Raw genomic sequence first — 18,920 nt, 5'->3', positions numbered from 1 at the left:
CAAATATAGGGGACGATTTACTCTCCGCCGCAATCCAGCAACGGCGTTACGCGGCTATTGAAAACCATCCACTGCGCGGCTCCGTCAATCGCCCCTGAGAAACCAAGGATCGACAGGCTTCAGCGATCCCTTCAAGGCTTCCTGAAGGCTCATTTTCGACGCTCATCGAAAATCGCCTGACCCGCCAGGGGTCAAAGACCTCCAGCTTCTCCTCAAGAAAATCGACGTCAACTTCAGCACCGCCGACCTCAACGAAAAGGCATCCAGAACCATGGAAGTTGTATTCAAGACCCTCACAGAGGATTCCGGTCTTTTCCATGGCTCGCGACCGATACAGGCGGAGGAGGCTAACCAACCCCTCGCCCCCCGGGTGGCAGCGCTGAACAGCGCCGCGCACCCGGGACAGGGCTTGCAAGTACGCCTCGACTTCACTCAAAGGCTCGCCTGTCATCGATACCCCGGCTTCCTGTACTTGTTCACTAGCTTGTCCGGCCCGACCTCAGCCCAGGCGGTCGTGATGTCATCGGCACCCCCAGGATATCTGGCCCGGATTTCAGAGTCCGGAAGGATCCGGTACGGCACGTCGATGCCTGCACGCTTCGCGGCAGCGACCCGGTGATGACCATCAAGGACATAGAGGTCGTCTCCGATCTTCCCCACCGAGATCGGATCGCCCTGCCAGCCGTTTTCCTTCATCGATGCCGTCAGTGAATCGACATTTCTCTTGGAGGCATTGCCAGACAGCGCCTCAGTACGTCTAAAGCTGAAGGGGTCAGCGCTTCCACAGCCTGAATTGTGAACCAGGACCGGAGTCTTCCCCGCCAGCACATAGTACGTGTGCTGCGCGGCACCCCTCTACCTGCTTCTTCGCAGGTCAGCGCGTGATTTGCGTTCCACTGGTGTCCGTGGTTGTGCGTGGAAATCCGTGGTTGTTGCCGTCGCTACTGCCGTCAGCGGCTTGGGTCACACGGTCGCGTTGTCGCTGGCGTGGTGTCGGCACAGGGGGACTCTACTGCCATGCGCCGGGTTCGGCGCGGACGAGAGCGCGGACGGTCTGCTCGTACAGTTCGTGGCCGCTCTGGGCGCAGTGTCCGGCGATCCAGCGGGTCAGTTCGTCCGGGGTGTGCAGCGTGCCTGACGTGGCTCTGCAGTTGCGCTCATCGCCGGTGACACAGACCGCCTCCATGATCGGCAGCGCCAGAGGGTCGGGAACGGTGGTGACGTGGTACTCGCGGAAGCGGTAGCGCCCCCGAGAGGCGTTGCGTACTGGTGCGCCGGCGTTCGGAGAGTCAGGCATCCTCGGCCGCCTCTTCCTGATCCGGGATGCGCTGCCCGCGCGATTCCGCGACCCTGAGCACGTCCGCCAGGGCCTCGGTCAACCGGCGGGCCAGCCAGCGGTATTCGGTCGCCGACAGGGCTTTTGCGCCGGGTACCGTGGCGTCGCGGGCGTACTCCAACAGTTCCTGGCCCATGCTGAGCTGTACCGTCTCGATGCTGTCGGCGAGGGTGGAGAGGTAGCCCCGGCCGTCGCTGCTCAGGTAGCAGGGCTTCCCCTCAGGGCTGGTCCACGGCAGTAAGCGGGGACCTCCCCCACCCGACGCGGCGTCGTACAGCTCTCTGCGACGCATGCGGTCGGCATCGCTCCTGGGCTGGCTCACTGGGCACCCCCGGCCTGGGTCACTGACGGTGGACTCACTGACCGTAGGCACTGACTGATCGTCACCCCAGGCGGGTGTCATGGCAGTTCGCGACTCTTGGTTCACGAACTGCCACGCTGCGTGGTAGCTACCCGACGACGCTCAGGTAGTCGGCCATTTCGCGCATCTCCGTCGTGAGGGTGCGCTTGCGCTTGCGCAGGATCTCCTGCATGGTCTCGGCGGCCCCGTTCTGGTGCCGCAGCCACTGCGGGGCGGCTTCCCTGGCACGGGTCAACTCGTCCATGGCGGCTGAAAGGTCGCCGGTCCGGGTGTGGGCGCGCGCCACATCGAGGGTGAAACGGTTCCCGTCGTTGGTGCTGGGCCTGCCCAAGCGCTTCCACGCCTTGGGCGACAACTCCTCCTGCTCGCTGGCCTTGCGCACCACCGCGCGGGCGTCGCCGACGACCATGTCGTCTTCGAGTGCCTTGACCGCGGCTGTAACCGGCCCGAAGACGGACCAGTGCCGGGAGACGTTGCGATGCGCCGTCCCGACTGCGGTTGCCGCGACCCGGGCGGCTTGACGGTACTCCTTCGCCTCGTCTGGACGGTTGTTCCTCGCGGCTGCGGCGGCGGCCTCCATCGCTAGGCCGCCCCACACCGCGTAGTGGTCCGGCTCAGCCCCGGTGATCTTCGGCTCCACCGCGTCCATGCTCTGGGCAGCGACCTGTTCCGCCTCGTCCAGCCTTCCCTGTCTCACCAGCAGCCAGCACATGCAGCCGACACCGGAGCCCGCCGAAAGCATGTCTCCGGCCTGACGGGCGTCCATGATGGCGCCGCGCACGGCGGCATACGCGATGTCGTACTGCCGTACCTGGGTGAGGTAGGTGCCGGCCAGACGAAGCGCCTCGGCGCGGGCCAGCAGGGCCTGCCGGTGCTCGTCCCCGCTGTCGTAGTAGGCGACGGCCTGTGCGGCATCACGCAGCAGGCCCGGCAGTTGGGCCGCGACGCTCTTGTAGCTGTCGGAGAAGTACAACACCCGTGCGTCTTGCAGCGTCCGCCGGAAGATGCGCAGGTTCGGTTCCTCGGCCACGGCTTCGGCGTCCTGGTCCACGAGCCCGACGGCCGGGGTGAGGACGGCACGGAGCTGGATCAGGTTGACCCGGTTCGGCTCCTCGGCCCGCCCGACGGGCTCCGGTGCATCCGAGGCCATCAGCGCGGCCGTGGTCACCCCCAGCGCGCGGGCAAGCGTGTGCAAGGTCTCCATACGGATGGTGCCGCCCTGCTCGGCCTTGCGCACGGTGCCCGGCGATACGCCTGCGGCGTGGGCGAGTTCCTCCTGGCTCATCCCCGCGCGACGCCGGTACTTGCGGACGTTGTCAGCCAGCTCCGTGGTCATCAACTCACCACCTCCCACTCCACGGTACGCCCGGCCGGCACATCAATCGGGGTGATCCGACAGGCACCCGCCCACAAAGGTGCCCCACCCCGCGACGGGCCGGACCTCCGGCAGAACCGGGGCCTGAGTGGGTGGGGTCCCTCGTCGGTCGGGCAGCTTCGCCGGACCAGGGTTCCCCGGGGGCCGCCAAGGCTCACCCCGTGACGCGTGCGCTCGGCCTTGGCGGCCCCCGGGGGTTCCTGGTACGCCTCCGGTGACCGAACGGCGAGGGGCCCCACCCGCGACCCGCGACCACTCACCACGACGAAGCCGCACCCGCACTCGGCCCCGCTGCCCCTCAGAGGGAGGGCCGGGGTCTGGGGCAGAGCCCCAGATGGTTCGCTGTACGGCTGTTGCGCGCCCGGACCGGCGGGGCCGTCGCCAAGCGGGGCGGAGACAGGAGCGGGCGGCGGCCCCGCAGGGCCGGAGCGCGCGCGGCCCGCGACAGCGGGCCGCCTTGATCAAGTAAAGAAACTCTGAACAGCTCGTCCCATGGAACTCCCCTGGCTGAGCTGCCGGACTTCCCGTCAAGGGCGCTGCTGTCGCCGCTTCCTCGACTCGGCCAGTGCGGCCTCCAGCTTCTCGCGTGGCGACATGTCCGGGTCCGCATCGTCGTCGTGGAGGGCTGGCAGGAACAGGCCGCGTCGGCTCTTCTCGCGTTTGATCTTCCGGCGCTCGTTGAAGACTCGCTGGTGCTCCTCGCGGATCGTGGCCAATCGCTGGTCCAGCTCCGCTTCCCGTTCCAGCAGGTCGTCATCGGTGAGGTCGGCGAACTCGGCGGCGGAGGCGCGGGCCTCGCGGTCGACTTGTTCCCGTAGCAGGTAGTTGGTGATCGGCCCGTGGTGCTTGCCAGGTTCCGGAGTCGGGCGTACGAAGACGCCGCGCCCCTTGACCGCGTACACGAGTCCTGCCTGCTTGAGGCTCCGGTAGGCGTTCTGCGCGGTGGAGTTGGCGACCTGGAACCGCTCCTGGATCTCACGGGCCGGGGGTAGCTGGGAGCCGGGCGGATAGGTGCCTTCCTCGATCTCGCGGCGGAGGATGTCGGCCACCTGAACGTACGGCGGGCGGCTGTCTTCGTTGCGGATGAGGTCGACCGGCCAGTCCGGGCCTTCGGACTCGGCGTCGCCGTGGTCGTCGTCATCTGGGCCGGCGCTCTGGCCTGCGGAGACGCTGACGTAGCTGCCCCGACCGAGCTGGGAGTAGACGAGTCCTTCCTGCTTGAGCACGCGCAGGGCGTTTTGGACGGTGGAGCTGGAGACGCCGAAGCGGTCCCGCAGCACGTTGGCCGAGGGCAGGCGCTCGCCGGGGCGGAACTCGCCGTTCAGGATCGCGTCCCGCAGCGCCTCGGCAGCCTGGAGATACGGCGGCCGGGAGTCCTCGTCCAAGGGCAGGGTCATGCCACCACGGTATCGCCAGCCAGCCGTAGCGCTACAGGCACATCCACGCGTTCCCCGCCTGATCGCCTCACAACCTGATCGACTTCACGATCTAATCGACCTTGCAAGTTGAGCGATGATCTCCTTATGCTCCTTGCGAGCCGATCAAGCGGCTCCATCGATCAAGGGGTGTGATGGCATGGCCATGTCTCGAATCCGGGTTGCTCTGCTGCCGTCGGCGGTGTGCATCGCGGGCACCGAGCCGGTGCTGAAGATCAAGGACCAGCAGACCGGGGAGGTCGCCACCGACCGGGAGACCGGCGCGTCGCTGTACACGGTGACGGTGATGCTCATGGAGGACGGCCGGGCCGAGGTCCTGAAGATCACCGTCCCGGAGACGGGCCTGGCGGCCGGGCTGAAGCCGGGCGTGATGGTGCGGCCGGTGGAGCTGTTCGCCACCCCGTGGGCGCGGATCTTCAACGGCCAGCTCTCCGACGGCGTCGCCTACCGCGCCGCCCGCCTCGAACTGGTGACGGCGGAGGCAGCCCAGTGATCCGCTTCGAAAACTCCGCGCCGGAGCGGGAGTTGCACCCGCTCCGGCCCCTGCCGGGGACCGAGGGCAAGGCGACGTTCTCCGTCTCCGGCGCTGTGCTCGCCCGGCTCGGCCTGGCCCCGGCGGACGCGGCCGGGCTCGACCTGGCCGACGTGCTGCCCCTGATACGCGCAAGCGAGGGGGACTGACCATGGAGAACCTGACCGATCACGCACCGCACGTACTGCTGGTCGTGGCCGTGCTGGCGGGCGTCTGGCTGTGCTGGGGCGTCGTGCGCTACGTGCGGGCCGACCGGGGGACGCGGGTCAGCATGCGGCAGGCCGTGCGAGTCCGCTGGGGCTGGGTGCGGCTCGCGCGGATGGCCGGGCTGACGGTCACCGACAAGACCCCGGGCCTGCTCGCGCAGATCACCGCGCAGAAGGACAGTCCCGCCCCCGCGCCCCGGGTGCTGACCCCGAGGATCAAGGTCAAGCCGGACCCCTTCGGGGTGATCGTCCGGGCCAGGACGCTGCCGCAGGTCGGACTGGAGGAGTACCAGAAGGCGGCACGCTTCCTGGCCGACGCCTGGCGGTGCACGCGGGTCTCCGTGCTGCCGGACGGCCCCGGCCGGGTGGTGATCCGGGGCGTGCGCTCCGACCCGCTGACCACGCCCGCCAAGCACCGGCCCACTGGCCGCCCTCCCGCGGACCTGACGCGCTGGGAGCTGGGGGTGGACGAGTACGCCGCGCAGGTGTGCGTGTCCCTGGCGAACGTGCCCGGAGTGACCGTGGCCGGCACCCCGGGTGCGGGCAAGACCTCGGCAGTCAACAGGTTCGTCTGCGACTTCGCGCCCTCACCGGCCGTGCAGATAGCGGGTACGGACGGCAAGGTGTCACGGGCCTCGGAGGGCGACTACGCCGACCTCGTCAAGCGGATGTTCGCATTCTGCGGGGATGACCTCGACGAAGCTAACGCGCTGTTCAAGCGCCTGGTAGAGCTGCGCAAGCGGCGTTCTGCGACTATCCGCGACGTGCTGGGCGTCAAGAACATGTGGCACGTCGGCCCCTCACCACAGTGGCCGCTCACGGTCCTGATCATCGATGAGGCCCACACGTACTTCCGCGAGTACAAGGGCAGCGACGCCGAGACGAAACGTTTGGCCGCGCTGACGGCGGAGAACGCCCGGCTGGTGGAGGACCTGGTCAAGAAGGGCCGCAGCGTCGGCATCCTGGTGATCCTGATCAGCCAGAAGACCACCGGCGACGCCATCCCGACCTTCATCCGCGACGTGTGCCCCGTCGGGCTGTCCTTCGCGCAGAAGACGGTGGAGGCAGCGGTGGCCGCGCTGGGCGAGGACATCCGCAACTGGCCCGATGCCAGCCCGGTGACCTTGCAGGACCCCGCCTACGTCGGGGTCGCGGTGATGGCGATGCAGGGCCGGCCCGGCTACGCCCGCATCCGCACCCCCTACGTCCCGGATGCCGATGCCGCCCGCGTCGCGGACGCCACTTCGCACCTGACCGCCGACCCGGACCTGTGCCTGGATGCCCTCCTGCGCTCGACCGGCCGGACAGCATCGCCCGCGCCCTCACTCACCAAGTGATCCCGAAACGCCCACACCAGAAAGGAGGTTGAGATCATGGCGGAGGAACGGTTCACCCGGCGCACCGTGACCGTGGTCATGGCGGTCATCGCGGCCCTGGCCTTCGTCTTCTCCTTCGGTAACGTCTGGGCGCTCGCCCTGCGGCTCGGCATCCCCCGTCCGATCGCGCCGCTGATCGGGCCCATGGTGGACCTGTCCGTCGTCGGCCTCCTGGTCGCGCTGCGGTTCCTGGCCCTGCGCGGGGTGCCCAAGGCGGAGTTGCGGGCCGGCACCCGGTTGCTGCACCTGTGCGGGCTGCTCACTCTCGCGCTGAACACCGCCGAACCACTGCTGGCCGGACGCTACGGTCGGGCCTGCCTGGACACCGTCGCCCCTCTCCTGCTCCTCGGCTGGGGCCACGTCGGCCCCGCCCTCCTCGCCCAGTTCCACACCCCCACCGCCCCCACCCCGCGCCTGGAAGACCCCGCCGTTGCTGTCTCCGAGCCGGTGCCCGACGAAGCACCCGCACCCGAACCAGCACCCCCGGCCCCCGTCCCGGTCGCCGTCACCTCGCCGACCGAGGAACCGCCGGCCGACCCGGCTCCCGTCGCCGTCACCCAGACGGCCCGACCCACCTCCGGCCCGGCCCTGCCCGCTGCCCTGCTGGACGCGGCCCGGCGCATCGCGGACACCTACCGTGCCGAGCACGGGACCCCGATCACCGCCGCCCACCTGGGCGCGCGCATGGGCATCGCCCTTCCGGTGGCTACCGCCGCCCTCGCTCAGCTCTGAGCCACCGGCCTCCGGCCGGATTCCCCCTCCCCGAGACCCACGCCCCCCGATGGGCCTGGTTCGTCATGCCCCGAGCAGTACCAACGCGCCTTCTTGCCAGGCTGGTTGCTGCTCGGGGCCGCCCACCCGACAGAAGGGACACGCCCCGAATGGTCACCCTGGACCTGCGCCACGTGGCAAGCCCCGCCGTGCGGGACCTGCTCCACCTCGTCAACCACCCCGACTTCGACCGCGCACAGCAGCAGATCGAACGCCTCGGCGGCTGCACCGAACCCGTCCGCCTGACCGGCCACACCACCACCCTCGACACCACGACCGGGGAGGTGCTGCGCTCCTACACCACGTCCGACGAGCCCACAGGCAGCCTGCTCACGACATGCGGCAACCGCCGCTCCTCACGCTGCCCAACCTGCTCCCGCCTCTACGCCGCCGACACCTACCACCTCATCCGCGCCGGCCTCTCCGGCGGAAAGACCGTCCCCGACACCGTCCGCACCCACCCCCGCGTCTTCGCCACCCTCACCGCCCCCTCCTTCGGACCCGTACACAACCGCCCCGACGCCCGGCCCTGCCGCTGCGGAATCCGCCACGAACCCACGGACCCACTGCTGGGCACGCCGCTCAATCCGGCGACGTACGACTACGCGGGCGCGGTCCTGTTCAACGCCCACGCCTCCGCCTTGTGGGCCCGCTTCACCACCTACCTGCGCCGGGAGATCGCCGCCCGGCTCGGCATGAGCCAGAAGGCCGCCCACGCGGTCCTGCGGGTGTCCTTCGCCAAGGTCGCCGAGTACCAGAAGCGTGGCCTGGTCCACTTCCACGCCGTGATCCGTCTCGACGGCCCCGGCGGCAGCACCCAGCCCCCGCCCTCGTACGCCACCGTCGCCGTGCTCACCGACGCCATCAGGGCCGCCGCGCCTCGTGCCCGCATCTCCGTCAACTCGGACGCGGTCGGGGAACGCGAACTCACCTGGGGTCAGCAGCTCGACGTCCGCGAGATCGCCTCCTTCGACACCGACACCGAACTCACCGACCAGGCCGTGGCCGCCTACGTGGCGAAGTACGCCACCAAGTCCGCCGACGCCTCCGGCGCCCTCGACCGCGCCCTGTTCTGCCGCCCCTGTCAGGGACGCGGCGCCACCCTCCTGCCCCACGGAACCCCGCTCCCCTGCACCGCCTGCGACGGAACCGGACAGTCCCGGCCCCTGCCCCGGCTCGCCGTCGCCCGGCACGTGCGGCAGATGATCCGCACCTGCTGGGAGCTGGGCAGGCTGCCCGAGTTCGCCCACCTCAAGCTCTGGAAGTGGGCACACATGCTCGGCTTCCGGGGCCACTTCTCCACCAAGTCCCGCCGCTACTCCACCACCATCGGCGCGCTGCGCGACGCCCGCCGCGCCTGGCGCACCGAACAGGCCCGCTCCCACGCCGGCCTGCGCGAGCCCGACCCGGACACCACCCTCGTCGTCGGCCACTGGGCCTACCAGGGCTCGGGCTACAGCCCCGGCAGCGCGCTCCTCGCAGCCGCCGTCTGGCACCGCCGGGAACTGGAACGCCGGTTCATCGCCGAAGGGGGCTGCGGATGAACGCGCAGGAACCCGCCCCGACCCGGCGGGGACTGAGTACGCCGGAAGAGCTGCTAACCGTGCCCCAGGTCATGGCCCGCCTCCAGCTCGGCCGCTCCGCCGTCTACGACCTGCTCCGCACCCGCCAGCTCGCCTCGATCACCCTCGGCCGCGCCCGCCGCATCCCCGCCCACGCGCTGGCCGACTTCATCCGCACCCGCCTCGACCAGGAAGCCGCCGCCTGATGACCACACCCCGCGACACCCCTGCCTCCCGCCGCATCCGCGCCAACGGAGAAGGAACCGTCTACCAGCGCAAGGACAGCCGCTGGGAAGCCGCCGGATACGTCCTCGCCCCCGGCAACACCCGTCGCCGTGTCCGCGTCTACGGCACCACCCGCAAGGAAGCCCTGGCCAAGCTCACCGAGAAGATCGCCGCCAGCAACCGCGGCCTTCCCGTCCCCTCCGCGCAGGGCAGCGTGGCCGCGTACCTGACGTACTGGCTGGAGAACGTCGCCATTCACCAGCTCCGCGAGAACACCCACACCCGCTACACCACCTGCGTCGACCGGTACCTCATCCCGGGCCTGGGCAAGAAGAAGCTCACCAAGCTCACCGCCAAGGACGTCCGCACCTGGCTCAACCAGCTCCGCACCACCTGCCAGTGCTGCACGCGCGGCATCGACGCCCGGCGCGACCAGCCCCGCTGCTGCGCCGCCGGCCAGTGCTGCCACAAGCTGCTCTCCCCGCTGACGCTCACCTACATCAACTCCGTCCTCAAGTCCGCCCTGGAGCACGCCGTCCGCGAAGAAGAGATCCCGCGCAACGTCGCCCGCAACGTCCGCACCGGCACACCCCGGCCCCGACGCTTCGAACCCCTCACCACCGACGAAGCCCGCCAGTTCCTCGCGGCCACGCGCGGACACCGGCTGCACGCGCTGTTCGAACTCGCCCTCCACACCGGACTCCGCAAGGGCGAACTCCTCGGCCTGCGCTGGGAAGACCTCGACCTCGACGCGGGCACCGCCGCAATCCGCCGAACCTTGCAGCGCACCAGCGCAGGCGGGCTCACCACGCTGCCCACCAAGACACGGGCCTCCGAGCGCCGCATCGCCCTTCCCAGCCGTTGCCTCCACTCGCTGAAGCTTTACCGCGAGCAGCAGCAGCGCGAACGCGAGGCCGCAGGCACCACCTGGCAGCACGACGGGCACGTGTTCACTACGGTGCAGGGCAGACCGATCGACCCGACCAACCTCACCCGCGCCTTCACCACGCTCCTCCGCAAGGCTGGCCTCCGCCGCATCCGCTTCCACGACCTCAGGCACTCGACCGCGACCCTGCTTCTGGAACAGGGCGTCGAACTCGTCGTGATCAAGGAACTCCTCGGCCACGCCCACATCGGCGTCACCGCCACCGTCTACGCCCACGTCCGACTCCGCCTCCAGCGCGACGCCATCGACACCCTCGGCACCGCGCTCGTCGGCCGGGAGACCACCGAGACGGCACGCTCCGACGGCGACGAACCGCCACCCTGCACCGCCCTCGTCCGCTGACGTTGCCGTCAACTACTGCCGTCATGGCCCACGGGAGCCCCACCTACGGGGTTCCCGTTTTGCTATAGCGATTTACCGATCAGCCCACGCCGACGCCCGGCATGTAGCGCATAATGTCTCGCATGAACTCTCTCGCCCCCACGGACAGCCCGGGCCTGCTGCGATTTCTGCGGAGGTGGTACGGCGCCCCGAAATCACCCAATGTGAAACTCGGGGAATCATCTGATGCGCCCAGGGAGCTTGTCGAGTGGCATGAAATCTCTGCCCAGTGGGGCGGGGAGATCACTTCACACAACTACGCCATCCCCCTCGCTGAACTCGCAACAGAAGACGGAAAGATTCCGTTCTGGGCTGAGAACCAAGGAACTTGGCTTTGGGCATTCGACCCGAAAAGTGAAGATTACTCCGTGTATGAGCGAGAGCCGTCCGACGAACCGACCCCGTGGAGACGGACTGGCGAGCGGCTCTCAGATTTCTTGATTCACGCCACAATCCTGGAGGCAATCCTGGGGGCTCCTGCGACGAAAGTCGCGCAAGGAGTCCCGGCAGATTGGCTCTGGTCTCGGGAAGGAAGCCATGAGCTCCCCTTCCCTGCGTGGAACTGGCCAGCCCGCGATTCGCGCATCCTCCTCGGCGAGAGCTGGCTGGCTCTCGTCCACCCGAGCGACGATCCCGACGCAGGTCATGACATCACCCTCGCAGCGAGGGAGCCAGGCGATCTCTCCTGGGCGGAGAATATGCCAGGAGTCAAGTGGCGCTCATACTCCGGCGTTCAGGACTACACAACCGATGAACCACTGCCCTGGTAGATAGTGAAACACGAATCGGCGGCCGATCCAGGTGGATCGGCCGCCGATTACTTTCCTGACTCAGTCAGGAAGTCCCGTGAATTTTTCAGTCCTACGCGGCGAGATCACCCACAACTGAACACCCTCGGGCAGCATGTCAGGCAATGTACTTCTACATGTTCCGCAGGTCCCCGTCGGGTAGTCGATGTAGAGCACGGCCTTTCTGACACCCGGGTTCATACGCAAGAACGCTGCTGCGTGAGTCTCCACGTGCTCCCCGTTGGCCTTCGTACGACCTGGGAGGTTCTTGAGAAGTCCCGACTGGCCACCTGGGCCGCTAATCATCGGGAGCTGATCAGTTCCGACGTCAAGGATGCCCACAGTGCGCCGGGGGTAGTCCTTTTGCAGGTCCTTCAGGTGAGGTCCACAGTTTGCATTGTGAACCAGTACCGGAGTCTGGCCCGCCAGCACATAGTACGTATGCAGGTCGTCAACCGTCAGGTTGTACGTCCGGGCGTGCTTGGTGAAGGAGCGGTTGGCGGTGACGATGACGGTGTCGCCCTCGTCGGTGAGCAGCGTCAAGCCCGGCTTGAGGTCCCTCGCTTCGATCCACTCGCGCTCTGAGGGAGACCAGAACGGGTGCTCGTGCGTGGCCGTCAGCTTCTCGATGCCGTCCGCTGTTGCGATGGACAGCTCGTTGAAGTGCTTGTCGTCCTCGGTGACGATGAGGCGGGTGACTTTTCTGGGGCCCGACTCACCGGTTTCCGGATCAGTGGCCAGGACCTTGTCGCCGACCTTGACGTCCTCAATGTCCTTGGTGGTGCCGTCGGACATGAGGACATCCGTGCCGGCCAGGAAGCACTGGTTGCAGCGCCACTTCAGTTTCCCGACCCCGCGTGCACCGACATAAGTCATGATCGACTGGAAGCCGACGTTGCCGCATATCGGGCATGTGTCGACGGTGTCGATCTCGTCGACGTGCTTCCAGCCCTCGTAGAAGTTGCGCAGTGCGCTGCATTCGTCGATCGCGCTGGTGCCGGCTTTGCATCGCTCTCGGAAATAGAGCTCCACCAGCAGCTCGTAGCTGAGATCGCTGAAGTAGGTGTTGTTCCGCTGAAGCTGGCCAATGCTGGGAAGCTTCCTCTGGAACTCCTGGTAGATCTTCTTCGGCGGCAGAGTGGGCTTGCCGTCGCCGAGGTCGACGACTACGGCCTGTCCGGTGCCGCCACCGCCACCACCACCGTGCGGCGTTCCCCGCACCGTGCCGTCAGAGTTCAGCCCGCCGTCAGGGTCCCCTTGGGTACCGCCATCGGGGCGGGTCCAGCCCTGGCCGTCGTTGCAGCTGGAGCACCAGAGGCCGCTCGGGTCGCTGTCGCTGACCGGGCTGTTGTTGCTGTACGCGTAGCCGTTCATCTGGAGCGGATCCGCGATGTCCATGATCGGATCCACTGACAGGAAGCGGCCGGCGTTCTGGTCGTACTCCCGGGCGCCGATGTGGGTCAGGCCGGTGGCCGCGTCGTCGATGCCCACGCCCAGGTAGCCGCGCTTGTTGGGCCAACTGGTCGGCTTGGGGCCTCGGGCCTCGCCGTACGGCTTGGACTCGCGGCGAGTGACGGGCTGGCCGCTCGACACTTCCACGGTTGTGTTTGCCGTGCCGAGGTGATCCGCGAGCAGGACGTTCAGCTTGTGGCCCGTTGTCGCGCCGCCCGTCGCGGTGCGGACGACCGTCGGAGCACCCGCCTGCGCGTAGGAACGGGAAGCCTTGGCGATCGCGCCCCCGGAGTTCGTCGTCACCTCCGTCCCGCCCAGGTAGAGCGTCGAGCCCGACGGGGAGTTCTCCAGGATCCGGTTACCGGCGGCGTCGTAGACGTACGTCGTCTTCTTGCCGTCGTCGGTGATCGTTTCGAGCTTGTCCTCGGACGTCCAGGTCAGGTTCTGGGTAGTGGCGGGCAGGTCGCGGACCTCTGTGTTGCCCGCGTCGTCGTACGTGTAGGTGCTGCCCTTGCCCGACGGGTTGGAGCTGATCGACTTCATCGTGTGCGGCTGCGCGGTGGTGCCGTAGCCGTATGTGTAGGTGACATTCTTGGTCGCGTCTGCCGGGTCGTGTTCCGTCAGTGTGGCGCGGTTGCCCAGCCAGTCGAAAGTGAAGGACTGGCGGTACGCCGTCGCGCCCGTGGCGACGGTCGCCGTGTCGGGAGCCGTGGCCGCCAGGGTCGACGACAAGGAGGCGTCCGGACTCGACTTGTCGCTCGCGGTGTCCGGAGCATGGGCCACCGGGCCGGAGGAGTTCCGGTAGTCGGTGCGATAGCCCCACGTCGAGCCGTTCGACGCCTTGCACCCGGTGCCGTTGCCGGCCGGGGTGATCTTCGACGTCCAGGCGTTCACCAGCTCGCCCATCACGTCATACGTGAAGCACTGGGTGTCCCATGCATCACCCGAAGCCGCCGACAGTTTTCGGGCGTTCGAGGTGATGGTGCCGGACGCGTCGTACGAGTAGTAGCTGTCCGTGATGCGGTGCGGTCCGGAGGTCTCGCGGTCGGTGACCGTGCGCTGGAGGCTGCCGGTGCGCGGGTCGACGAAGTTGGTGGTCCAGACCCGGTGGGGCTGGGAGCTGGAGACCGTGCGCAGGGCTTCGCCATACGGCGAGTAGGTCGCGTCGGACGTGTACCAGGCGAGGCCGGAAGTCGACTCGGGCAGGCCGTCGCTGTTGTAGCGGGTGACGACCTTCTCCTTCGCCAGTCCGCCCACGGCCGGCAGGGTGACCGACTGCGGCTTGCCGGTCGGGGTGTAGGTGTACGCGGAGGCGTACGTGCCCGACACTCCCGCTGTCAGCGTGTTCGACGGGATCACCGTCTCACTGCCCGTGGGCCGGTAGGCGGTGTCGTAGCCGGTGACCCGGTTGACGTAGTCGCCGCCCGGTGTGTGCCGGGTCGAGGCGACCGGCTGGCCCAGCGCGCCCGGCAGACTGTCGTATGTGAACGACTTGACCGGGGCGGCGGTCGCCGAACCCTCACGGACGTGCGTGACCCGGCCGAGCTCGTCGTAATCCGTGTACGTCGACCGCGACTTGGCATCCGTCGTCTTGACCGGGCGATCCGCGTCGTCGTACCAGGTCTCCGTCCTGCCGGTGTCCGGGTCGGTGGCCGACGTCACGCGGCCCCGGGCGTCATACGTGTAGGTCCAGGCGTTGCCCGCCGGGTCGGTGACCTTCGTGCGGTAGCCGCGGGCGTCGTACTCGTACGTCGTCTTGCGGCCGCTGTTCTCGGAGGTGGCGGGTTCCCAGTTGGCCGTGGCGACATTGTCCTTGTAGTGACGGATCGCGGAAACGCGGCCCAGCGCGTCGGTGTACGTGCGCGTCTGAGGCGCTGTCGAACCCGCCGGGTCCGTGAAGGCGCTGGTGTCGTCGTAGAAGGTGTACGAGAGGTAGTCGCCCCTGTATGCGTCGCCGTGGTACGTCAACTGGATCGACGGGCGTTCCAGACCGTCATACATGTGCTGGACCCGGCTCGGGATCAGCGCATTCGATCTCGGCGCGAACAGCTCGGCCACCGGCTCGCCCTTCGCGAGATAGCCGCTCGTCTGCTCGACGACCAGGCCGTGGTCGTTGTACTTCGTGTCGGTGATGATCCGGCCTGGACCATGGGCCTCGGACTGGGTTTGGACCTGGCGCATCAGGCCGTCGTATATCGTCACCTGACGGCTGTACGTGCCGTCGTCCTTCAGCGTTTTCATGGTGACGGCGGCGGGCCTGGTCTCGGCTGACGTGGCCACCGCAGCGTGATACGCGACCTCCACGTCCGGGGACTTGCCGCCCGAGGAACGCGACGGCGACCAGCCCTTCACCATGCGGCCGAGGGCGTCGTATTCGCTGCGCGTGACCCGTCCGTTGGCGTCCGTGACCGTCAGTGGCAGGCTACGGCCGGGGTCAAAGCTCGTTGTGACGGTGTGGCCCTTGGCGTTGATCGTCTTCACCGAGGTGACCGGCCCGCCCGTGTCCGCAGGCGTGTACTGCGTTTCTGTGGTGCCGGCGCCCGGCTTGGTGACGGTGCGGATGCGCCCCAGTGGGTCGTAAGTGGTCTTGGTGACGACCGAGTACGACGTTCCGGCGCCATTGACGCCGGCAGCGGAGGTGACCCGCCCCTTCGGCGGAGTCTCGCCGTATCCCAGACCGTCGTAGCTGTTCCGCCCCGCCTTGATGAGCTTGGTCGCCGGGTCGGCCGTGTCATGTGCCGCGCAGGACGTGCCTGTACTGCGCTGCTCCTTCAGCAGGCCGATCAGCCACGCGGATGTGTTGTGCACATACGACGTCTTGGTGCAGGTCTGGTCGGAGAGGGTCTCACCCGTGCTGCCGTTCGGCTTGACCACGGCGGTCTCCACCTGGATCGGCAGGCCGTACGTGTCGTCGACCGTCGTCAGCGTCCGGACGGCTCGCCAACTGTTGTCGACGGGCTGGATCTCCTCCGTGCGTTCGATACCGGTGCGGTGCGCGAGCAGCGGATCCATGTCGGTGCCGTTCTCGGCCTCCCGCTGGCGGGACGCGGTCTGCTTCGACCAGGGGTAGTTGAGCGTGCGCTTGTGGATCCGCTTGTCGGCGTCCCGGTATGTGATCGTCTCCGCGGTCATTCCCGCGTACTGCACCGCGTCGTCGGCAAGCAGCGTGTGCGTGCCCGTGGAGTCCTTGACCGCACCGCCCACCCCCAGGAAGTACCGGGTCTCGGAGTACGACTGGGCCTGCGGGAAGTTCTTCTGATTGCTGGTTCTGCTGCCCTTGGTGACGGCCACCTGGCGGTAGCCGCGCCAGACGCTGTACGTGCGCAGCGACGGGCGGGTGAACTCGTCGTCGCTCTTGGCCCAGGCGGGATCCGTGTACTTGTACGTCGTGCGGACGGGCTTGCCGCGGGAGGTGACTTTGTCGGTCTCGGTCACGGAGTCGACGACGTATTTGTTGAACCAGGCCTTCGCGGGCGTCTTCTCGTCGCCGTCGGGCGACCAGCGGACGGGATAGCAGGTGCCGTTCTTCTCGCCCTTGTCCTCGGACGGCTCGGTGGCGCAGCCACCCGTGTACTCGACCTCGACGTCACCGCCGTGCTCGGTGGCGACCGTGCCGATACGCGGGCGCGTGAACGCGGGACGCTGGTCGTTCGGGCCGCTCGGCACCAGGTTCGGCAGCTGGCGGTCCTTCAGGCGGCCCCGCAGCGGCGAGGTGGATCCGACCGAGTACTCGGCGAAGCTGACGCCGTCCTTGTGCTGAAGGGTGCCGGTGGTGTCGCCGGGGGCGAAGCCGCGGCGGGTGATCGAGTTCAGCCAGAGGCCGGGAGAGGTGTCGTACCAGTCCTCGGGGAAGGACTGGTGAAGTTCGTACGTGTCGACCTTGCCGAGACCCGTCTGTCCTGCGCGGGCGGCCTTCGTCGTCACCGAGTCCAGGCGCATCTGCGTCCAGAAGGACGGGAACGACGGGCACAGCTTCGACGTGGACTTGCAGTTGAGGTTGCCGGGCGTGTCCCACCAGGGGCGGTACGCGCCCGGGTCATCTGTCTTGGCGAAGTTGGCGGCATCGCAGACCGTCTCCGACTTCAGGCAGCGCTGCTTGACGCCGAACTCGACGGTGGCGGACGGCTTGGTCAGGTCGGACGGGCGCATGCCGTACTCGATCGACGTCGGGTAGGCGTAACGGCCGTACTGTTCAGGAGCCTTGAACTTCTCCCTCACGGCGTAGTAGTTCGTCTCCTGCTTCCAGTTGACGACCATCGTGTTGCCGTGCACGTCGACGACCTTGTCCAAGCCCCAGCGCCAGGCTTGCTTCTTGCCGGTGCCACAGCGGGAGTCGGCGAAGGCCGTGGCGTGGCAGGGTTCACCGGGGTGGTTGCCGAAGACGGGGACCGTGGAAACGGAGCTCGTGTCGGCGTGACCGCCGCCGACCTGGTTGAGGCCGAAGTAGTACTTCGTCCCGTCCTTGTGCGTGACGATCCAGTACTCGCCGTTGTTGTCGCCGTTGGTGCCGCCCGTCCGGCGCTCGACGCGGGTCCGGTCGTCGCTCTGGGGGCGGTAGATCTCTGTGTCGGCCTCGGGGTTGCTGCCGGCGGGCGCGTCCCGCACCAGCTCCACGCTGCGCCCGCCCAGCGACATGACCGCGTTGTACGACACCCAGCACAGGTCGGACGTCTTGTCCTTCTTCGCTGTGTTGTTGGGCGTGCCGGACTTCAGCGCCTTGCGGTCGTCCTGGCAGGTTCGGTACTGGCGCTCGATGTGGCCGGGGTCGTAGTCCCAGCCCTCTCCGATCCAGGAGGCCTGGGGAGAGGACACCGCGACACGGCCGTCCACCGTCTGGGAGTTGTAGTTGAGGGAGACGGTGGGGGCGGGACCGGCCGGAGCCGCAGGCACCATCAGCGGGTAGGACCAAGTGAACCCGCCGGAGGAACCGCCCGCCTCCCACTTGCCGCTGGAGACCAGGGGCGTGGCCTTGAAAGTTCCGCCAGCGCCGCGGCCGGAGTCGACCGCACCGAGGACCGCGGCGTCTCCGGTCGCGGCGACGGGGGTGGCCGATGAGCGGTACGCAGCCCGGGCAATGGGCGGACCGTCGGAGTCCGTGGCCGCGGCCGAGGCCGGGGTCACCGTTCCGTCCGCCGCCGTGTCGACCGTCGCCGTGATCGACTGAGTCTTGGTGTCGTTGGTCGTCTCCAGTTCCTCGTACACCTGGCACGCCTCGTTGTCCGGCGTGGTCAGGTAGCACTCGGGGAACTGGACGAAACGCAGCCGGGAGGCCCAGTCGGCGCCGTACAGGTTCTTGAACTTGGCGTAGTCGAGTTTGACCGAGATCGGGACCGAACCGGTCGCCGGTGCTTGCACCTTGACGACCGCGCCGTCGACCCCCTGGGAGACCGGGGCGGTGCGGTCGAAGACCTGGACGGACCATGCGCCCGTAGGGGCCTGCTGGTCCGGAGCCTGCCCGAGGCTGACGGGAAGGTCGTCGACAGGGGTCAGGGCGACCTGCCGGGCGGTCGTGCCCGCGCGTGCCGAGGCCGGCGTCGTGGCAGACGCCGTAGAGCCGAAGCTGACCGTCCCGGAGTCGGCGACCGGAGCGGTGGCTGTGCCCGCCGGAGCCGCTTCCTGGTCCGGCGGAACCTCGGCCTTCAGGGTCTCCAGGTCCCGCTCGAAGGTCTCACCGGCGACCGGCTCGTCCTGGTCGAGCGTCTCCAGGTCAAGGGTCTCGCGACCCTTCTCCTCGACCGCCGGGTCGGGCGGAAGCGCCAGCGACTGCGCAGGCAGCAGGCCCACCAGCAGGGCGGCGCCCAGGACGGGTACGACGGCCGTGCGCAGACGACGCAGATGACGGCGACGGACATGCGAAAAGCGACCGAACACGACGAAGTCCCCCCGGACCACCGAGGCGGGACCGGGTTCGGACCACGCGTGATGGCGTATCAGATAGCGCAGATTTTGTGACCACTCCGTGGAGTTCCGCTAGATCAGATGTGCGGATGTGATGATCACCACGGTGCGTAACGATCCATAGCGGTACGTGATGCCCGGGTTTGGCACCTTTCCGGGATAGCGGAAGGTATTACGCCTTCGCGATCAACCGCCTGATTCGTAAATCCCTTGGCAAATGGCAGTCAAATCAAGCGCGTTAATCAATGATTCGCGGTGGTTTATCCACAAGTCCG

At 68.0% G+C, this 18,920-nt stretch carries 15 protein-coding genes; 8 read left to right on the top strand and 7 right to left on the bottom strand.

The genetic code is table 11. The annotated features are described in order from the left end of the window. Nucleotides 1-46: 46 nt before the first annotated feature. The 6 genes from ACWGDB_RS11995 to ACWGDB_RS11970 form a co-directional block, all read right to left on the bottom strand. Nucleotides 47-451 carry a DUF6896 domain-containing protein gene (locus ACWGDB_RS11995; RefSeq protein ID WP_453822317.1) on the bottom strand — a complete coding sequence of 135 codons (405 nt, stop codon included), beginning with the start codon at nt 449-451 and terminating at the stop codon, nt 47-49. Continuing rightward, entirely contained in the window at nt 448-828 is a 381-nt protein-coding gene (locus tag ACWGDB_RS11990) for a hypothetical protein (protein WP_453822316.1), read from the bottom strand. Before ACWGDB_RS11990 ends, ACWGDB_RS11995 begins: the two co-directional genes overlap by 4 nt. Nucleotides 829-1,009: 181 nt before the next feature. Next, nucleotides 1,010-1,297, bottom strand: coding sequence for a DUF7848 domain-containing protein (locus ACWGDB_RS11985; RefSeq protein ID WP_453822315.1), 288 nt, complete (start codon nt 1,295-1,297; stop codon nt 1,010-1,012). Then, the gene (locus ACWGDB_RS11980; protein ID WP_453822314.1) at nt 1,290-1,628 is read right to left on the bottom strand and encodes a hypothetical protein; all 339 of its coding nucleotides are present in this window, start codon (nt 1,626-1,628) and stop codon (nt 1,290-1,292) included. The genes ACWGDB_RS11985 and ACWGDB_RS11980 overlap by 8 nt, the downstream gene beginning before the upstream one ends. Nucleotides 1,629-1,785: 157 nt before the next feature. Beyond that, nucleotides 1,786-3,033, bottom strand: a complete 1,248-nt coding sequence (locus ACWGDB_RS11975) for a helix-turn-helix domain-containing protein (protein WP_453822313.1) — start codon at nt 3,031-3,033, stop codon at nt 1,786-1,788. 566 nt (nt 3,034-3,599) lie between these two features. Further along, the gene (locus ACWGDB_RS11970; protein ID WP_453822312.1) at nt 3,600-4,469 is read right to left on the bottom strand and encodes a GntR family transcriptional regulator; all 870 of its coding nucleotides are present in this window, start codon (nt 4,467-4,469) and stop codon (nt 3,600-3,602) included. 178 nt (nt 4,470-4,647) lie between these two features. Between ACWGDB_RS11970 and ACWGDB_RS11965 the strand changes: the two genes are divergently transcribed. The 8 genes from ACWGDB_RS11965 (at nt 4,648) to ACWGDB_RS11930 (ending at nt 11,277) form a co-directional block, all read left to right on the top strand. Then, on the top strand, nt 4,648-5,001 hold the full coding sequence (locus ACWGDB_RS11965) for an SCO3933 family regulatory protein (RefSeq protein WP_054102840.1): 354 nt from the start codon (nt 4,648-4,650) through the stop codon (nt 4,999-5,001). Continuing rightward, nucleotides 4,998-5,189 (top strand): hypothetical protein, encoded by a 192-nt coding sequence (locus ACWGDB_RS11960; protein WP_067400517.1) that lies wholly within the window; start codon nt 4,998-5,000, stop codon nt 5,187-5,189. The genes ACWGDB_RS11965 and ACWGDB_RS11960 overlap by 4 nt, the downstream gene beginning before the upstream one ends. A gap of 2 nt (nt 5,190-5,191) precedes the next feature. After that, nucleotides 5,192-6,583, top strand: coding sequence for an FtsK/SpoIIIE domain-containing protein (locus tag ACWGDB_RS11955; protein ID WP_453822311.1), 1,392 nt, complete (start codon nt 5,192-5,194; stop codon nt 6,581-6,583). Nucleotides 6,584-6,619: 36 nt separating this feature from the next. Beyond that, nucleotides 6,620-7,354, top strand: coding sequence for a DUF2637 domain-containing protein (locus tag ACWGDB_RS11950; RefSeq protein WP_453822310.1), 735 nt, complete (start codon nt 6,620-6,622; stop codon nt 7,352-7,354). Between the two features lie 149 nt (nt 7,355-7,503). Next, a complete protein-coding gene (locus tag ACWGDB_RS11945; protein ID WP_453822309.1) occupies nt 7,504-8,937 on the top strand; it encodes a replication initiator in 1,434 nt (477 codons plus the stop codon). After that, complete coding sequence (locus ACWGDB_RS11940) at nt 8,934-9,161, top strand: helix-turn-helix domain-containing protein (RefSeq protein WP_453822308.1); 228 nt, start codon at nt 8,934-8,936, stop codon at nt 9,159-9,161. The genes ACWGDB_RS11945 and ACWGDB_RS11940 overlap by 4 nt, the downstream gene beginning before the upstream one ends. After that, nucleotides 9,161-10,468: a tyrosine-type recombinase/integrase gene (locus ACWGDB_RS11935; protein ID WP_453822307.1), complete on the top strand. Its 1,308-nt coding sequence runs from the start codon at nt 9,161-9,163 to the stop codon at nt 10,466-10,468. Before ACWGDB_RS11940 ends, ACWGDB_RS11935 begins: the two co-directional genes overlap by 1 nt. Nucleotides 10,469-10,590: 122 nt before the next feature. Further along, complete coding sequence (locus tag ACWGDB_RS11930; protein ID WP_453822306.1) at nt 10,591-11,277, top strand: hypothetical protein; 687 nt, start codon at nt 10,591-10,593, stop codon at nt 11,275-11,277. 60 nt (nt 11,278-11,337) lie between these two features. Here the strand turns inward: ACWGDB_RS11930 and ACWGDB_RS11925 are convergent, their stop codons facing one another. Further along, the gene (locus ACWGDB_RS11925) at nt 11,338-18,618 is read right to left on the bottom strand and encodes a polymorphic toxin-type HINT domain-containing protein (RefSeq protein WP_453822305.1); all 7,281 of its coding nucleotides are present in this window, start codon (nt 18,616-18,618) and stop codon (nt 11,338-11,340) included. Between the last annotated feature and the right edge of the window lie 302 nt (nt 18,619-18,920).

Source organism: Streptomyces sp. NPDC055013 (genome assembly GCF_053608645.1).
The sequence above is the reverse complement of the archived record's forward strand: the minus strand, read 5'-3'. Positions and strand labels throughout refer to the sequence as shown.

Bases quoted from the DNA above. Each gene is read 5' to 3' on its own strand.
- ACWGDB_RS11995 (WP_453822317.1), bottom strand. From the start codon at position 451: ATGACAGGCGAGCCTTTGAGTGAAGTCGAGGCGTACTTGCAAGCCCTG.
- ACWGDB_RS11985 (WP_453822315.1), bottom strand. From the start codon at position 1,297: ATGCCTGACTCTCCGAACGCCGGCGCACCAGTACGCAACGCCTCTCGG.
- ACWGDB_RS11980 (WP_453822314.1), bottom strand. From the start codon at position 1,628: ATGCGTCGCAGAGAGCTGTACGACGCCGCGTCGGGTGGGGGAGGTCCC.
- ACWGDB_RS11975 (WP_453822313.1), bottom strand. From the start codon at position 3,033: ATGACCACGGAGCTGGCTGACAACGTCCGCAAGTACCGGCGTCGCGCG.
- ACWGDB_RS11970 (WP_453822312.1), bottom strand. From the start codon at position 4,469: ATGACCCTGCCCTTGGACGAGGACTCCCGGCCGCCGTATCTCCAGGCT.
- ACWGDB_RS11965 (WP_054102840.1), top strand. From the start codon at position 4,648: ATGGCCATGTCTCGAATCCGGGTTGCTCTGCTGCCGTCGGCGGTGTGC.
- ACWGDB_RS11955 (WP_453822311.1), top strand. From the start codon at position 5,192: ATGGAGAACCTGACCGATCACGCACCGCACGTACTGCTGGTCGTGGCC.
- ACWGDB_RS11950 (WP_453822310.1), top strand. From the start codon at position 6,620: ATGGCGGAGGAACGGTTCACCCGGCGCACCGTGACCGTGGTCATGGCG.
- ACWGDB_RS11945 (WP_453822309.1), top strand. From the start codon at position 7,504: ATGGTCACCCTGGACCTGCGCCACGTGGCAAGCCCCGCCGTGCGGGAC.
- ACWGDB_RS11940 (WP_453822308.1), top strand. From the start codon at position 8,934: ATGAACGCGCAGGAACCCGCCCCGACCCGGCGGGGACTGAGTACGCCG.
- ACWGDB_RS11935 (WP_453822307.1), top strand. From the start codon at position 9,161: ATGACCACACCCCGCGACACCCCTGCCTCCCGCCGCATCCGCGCCAAC.
- ACWGDB_RS11930 (WP_453822306.1), top strand. From the start codon at position 10,591: ATGAACTCTCTCGCCCCCACGGACAGCCCGGGCCTGCTGCGATTTCTG.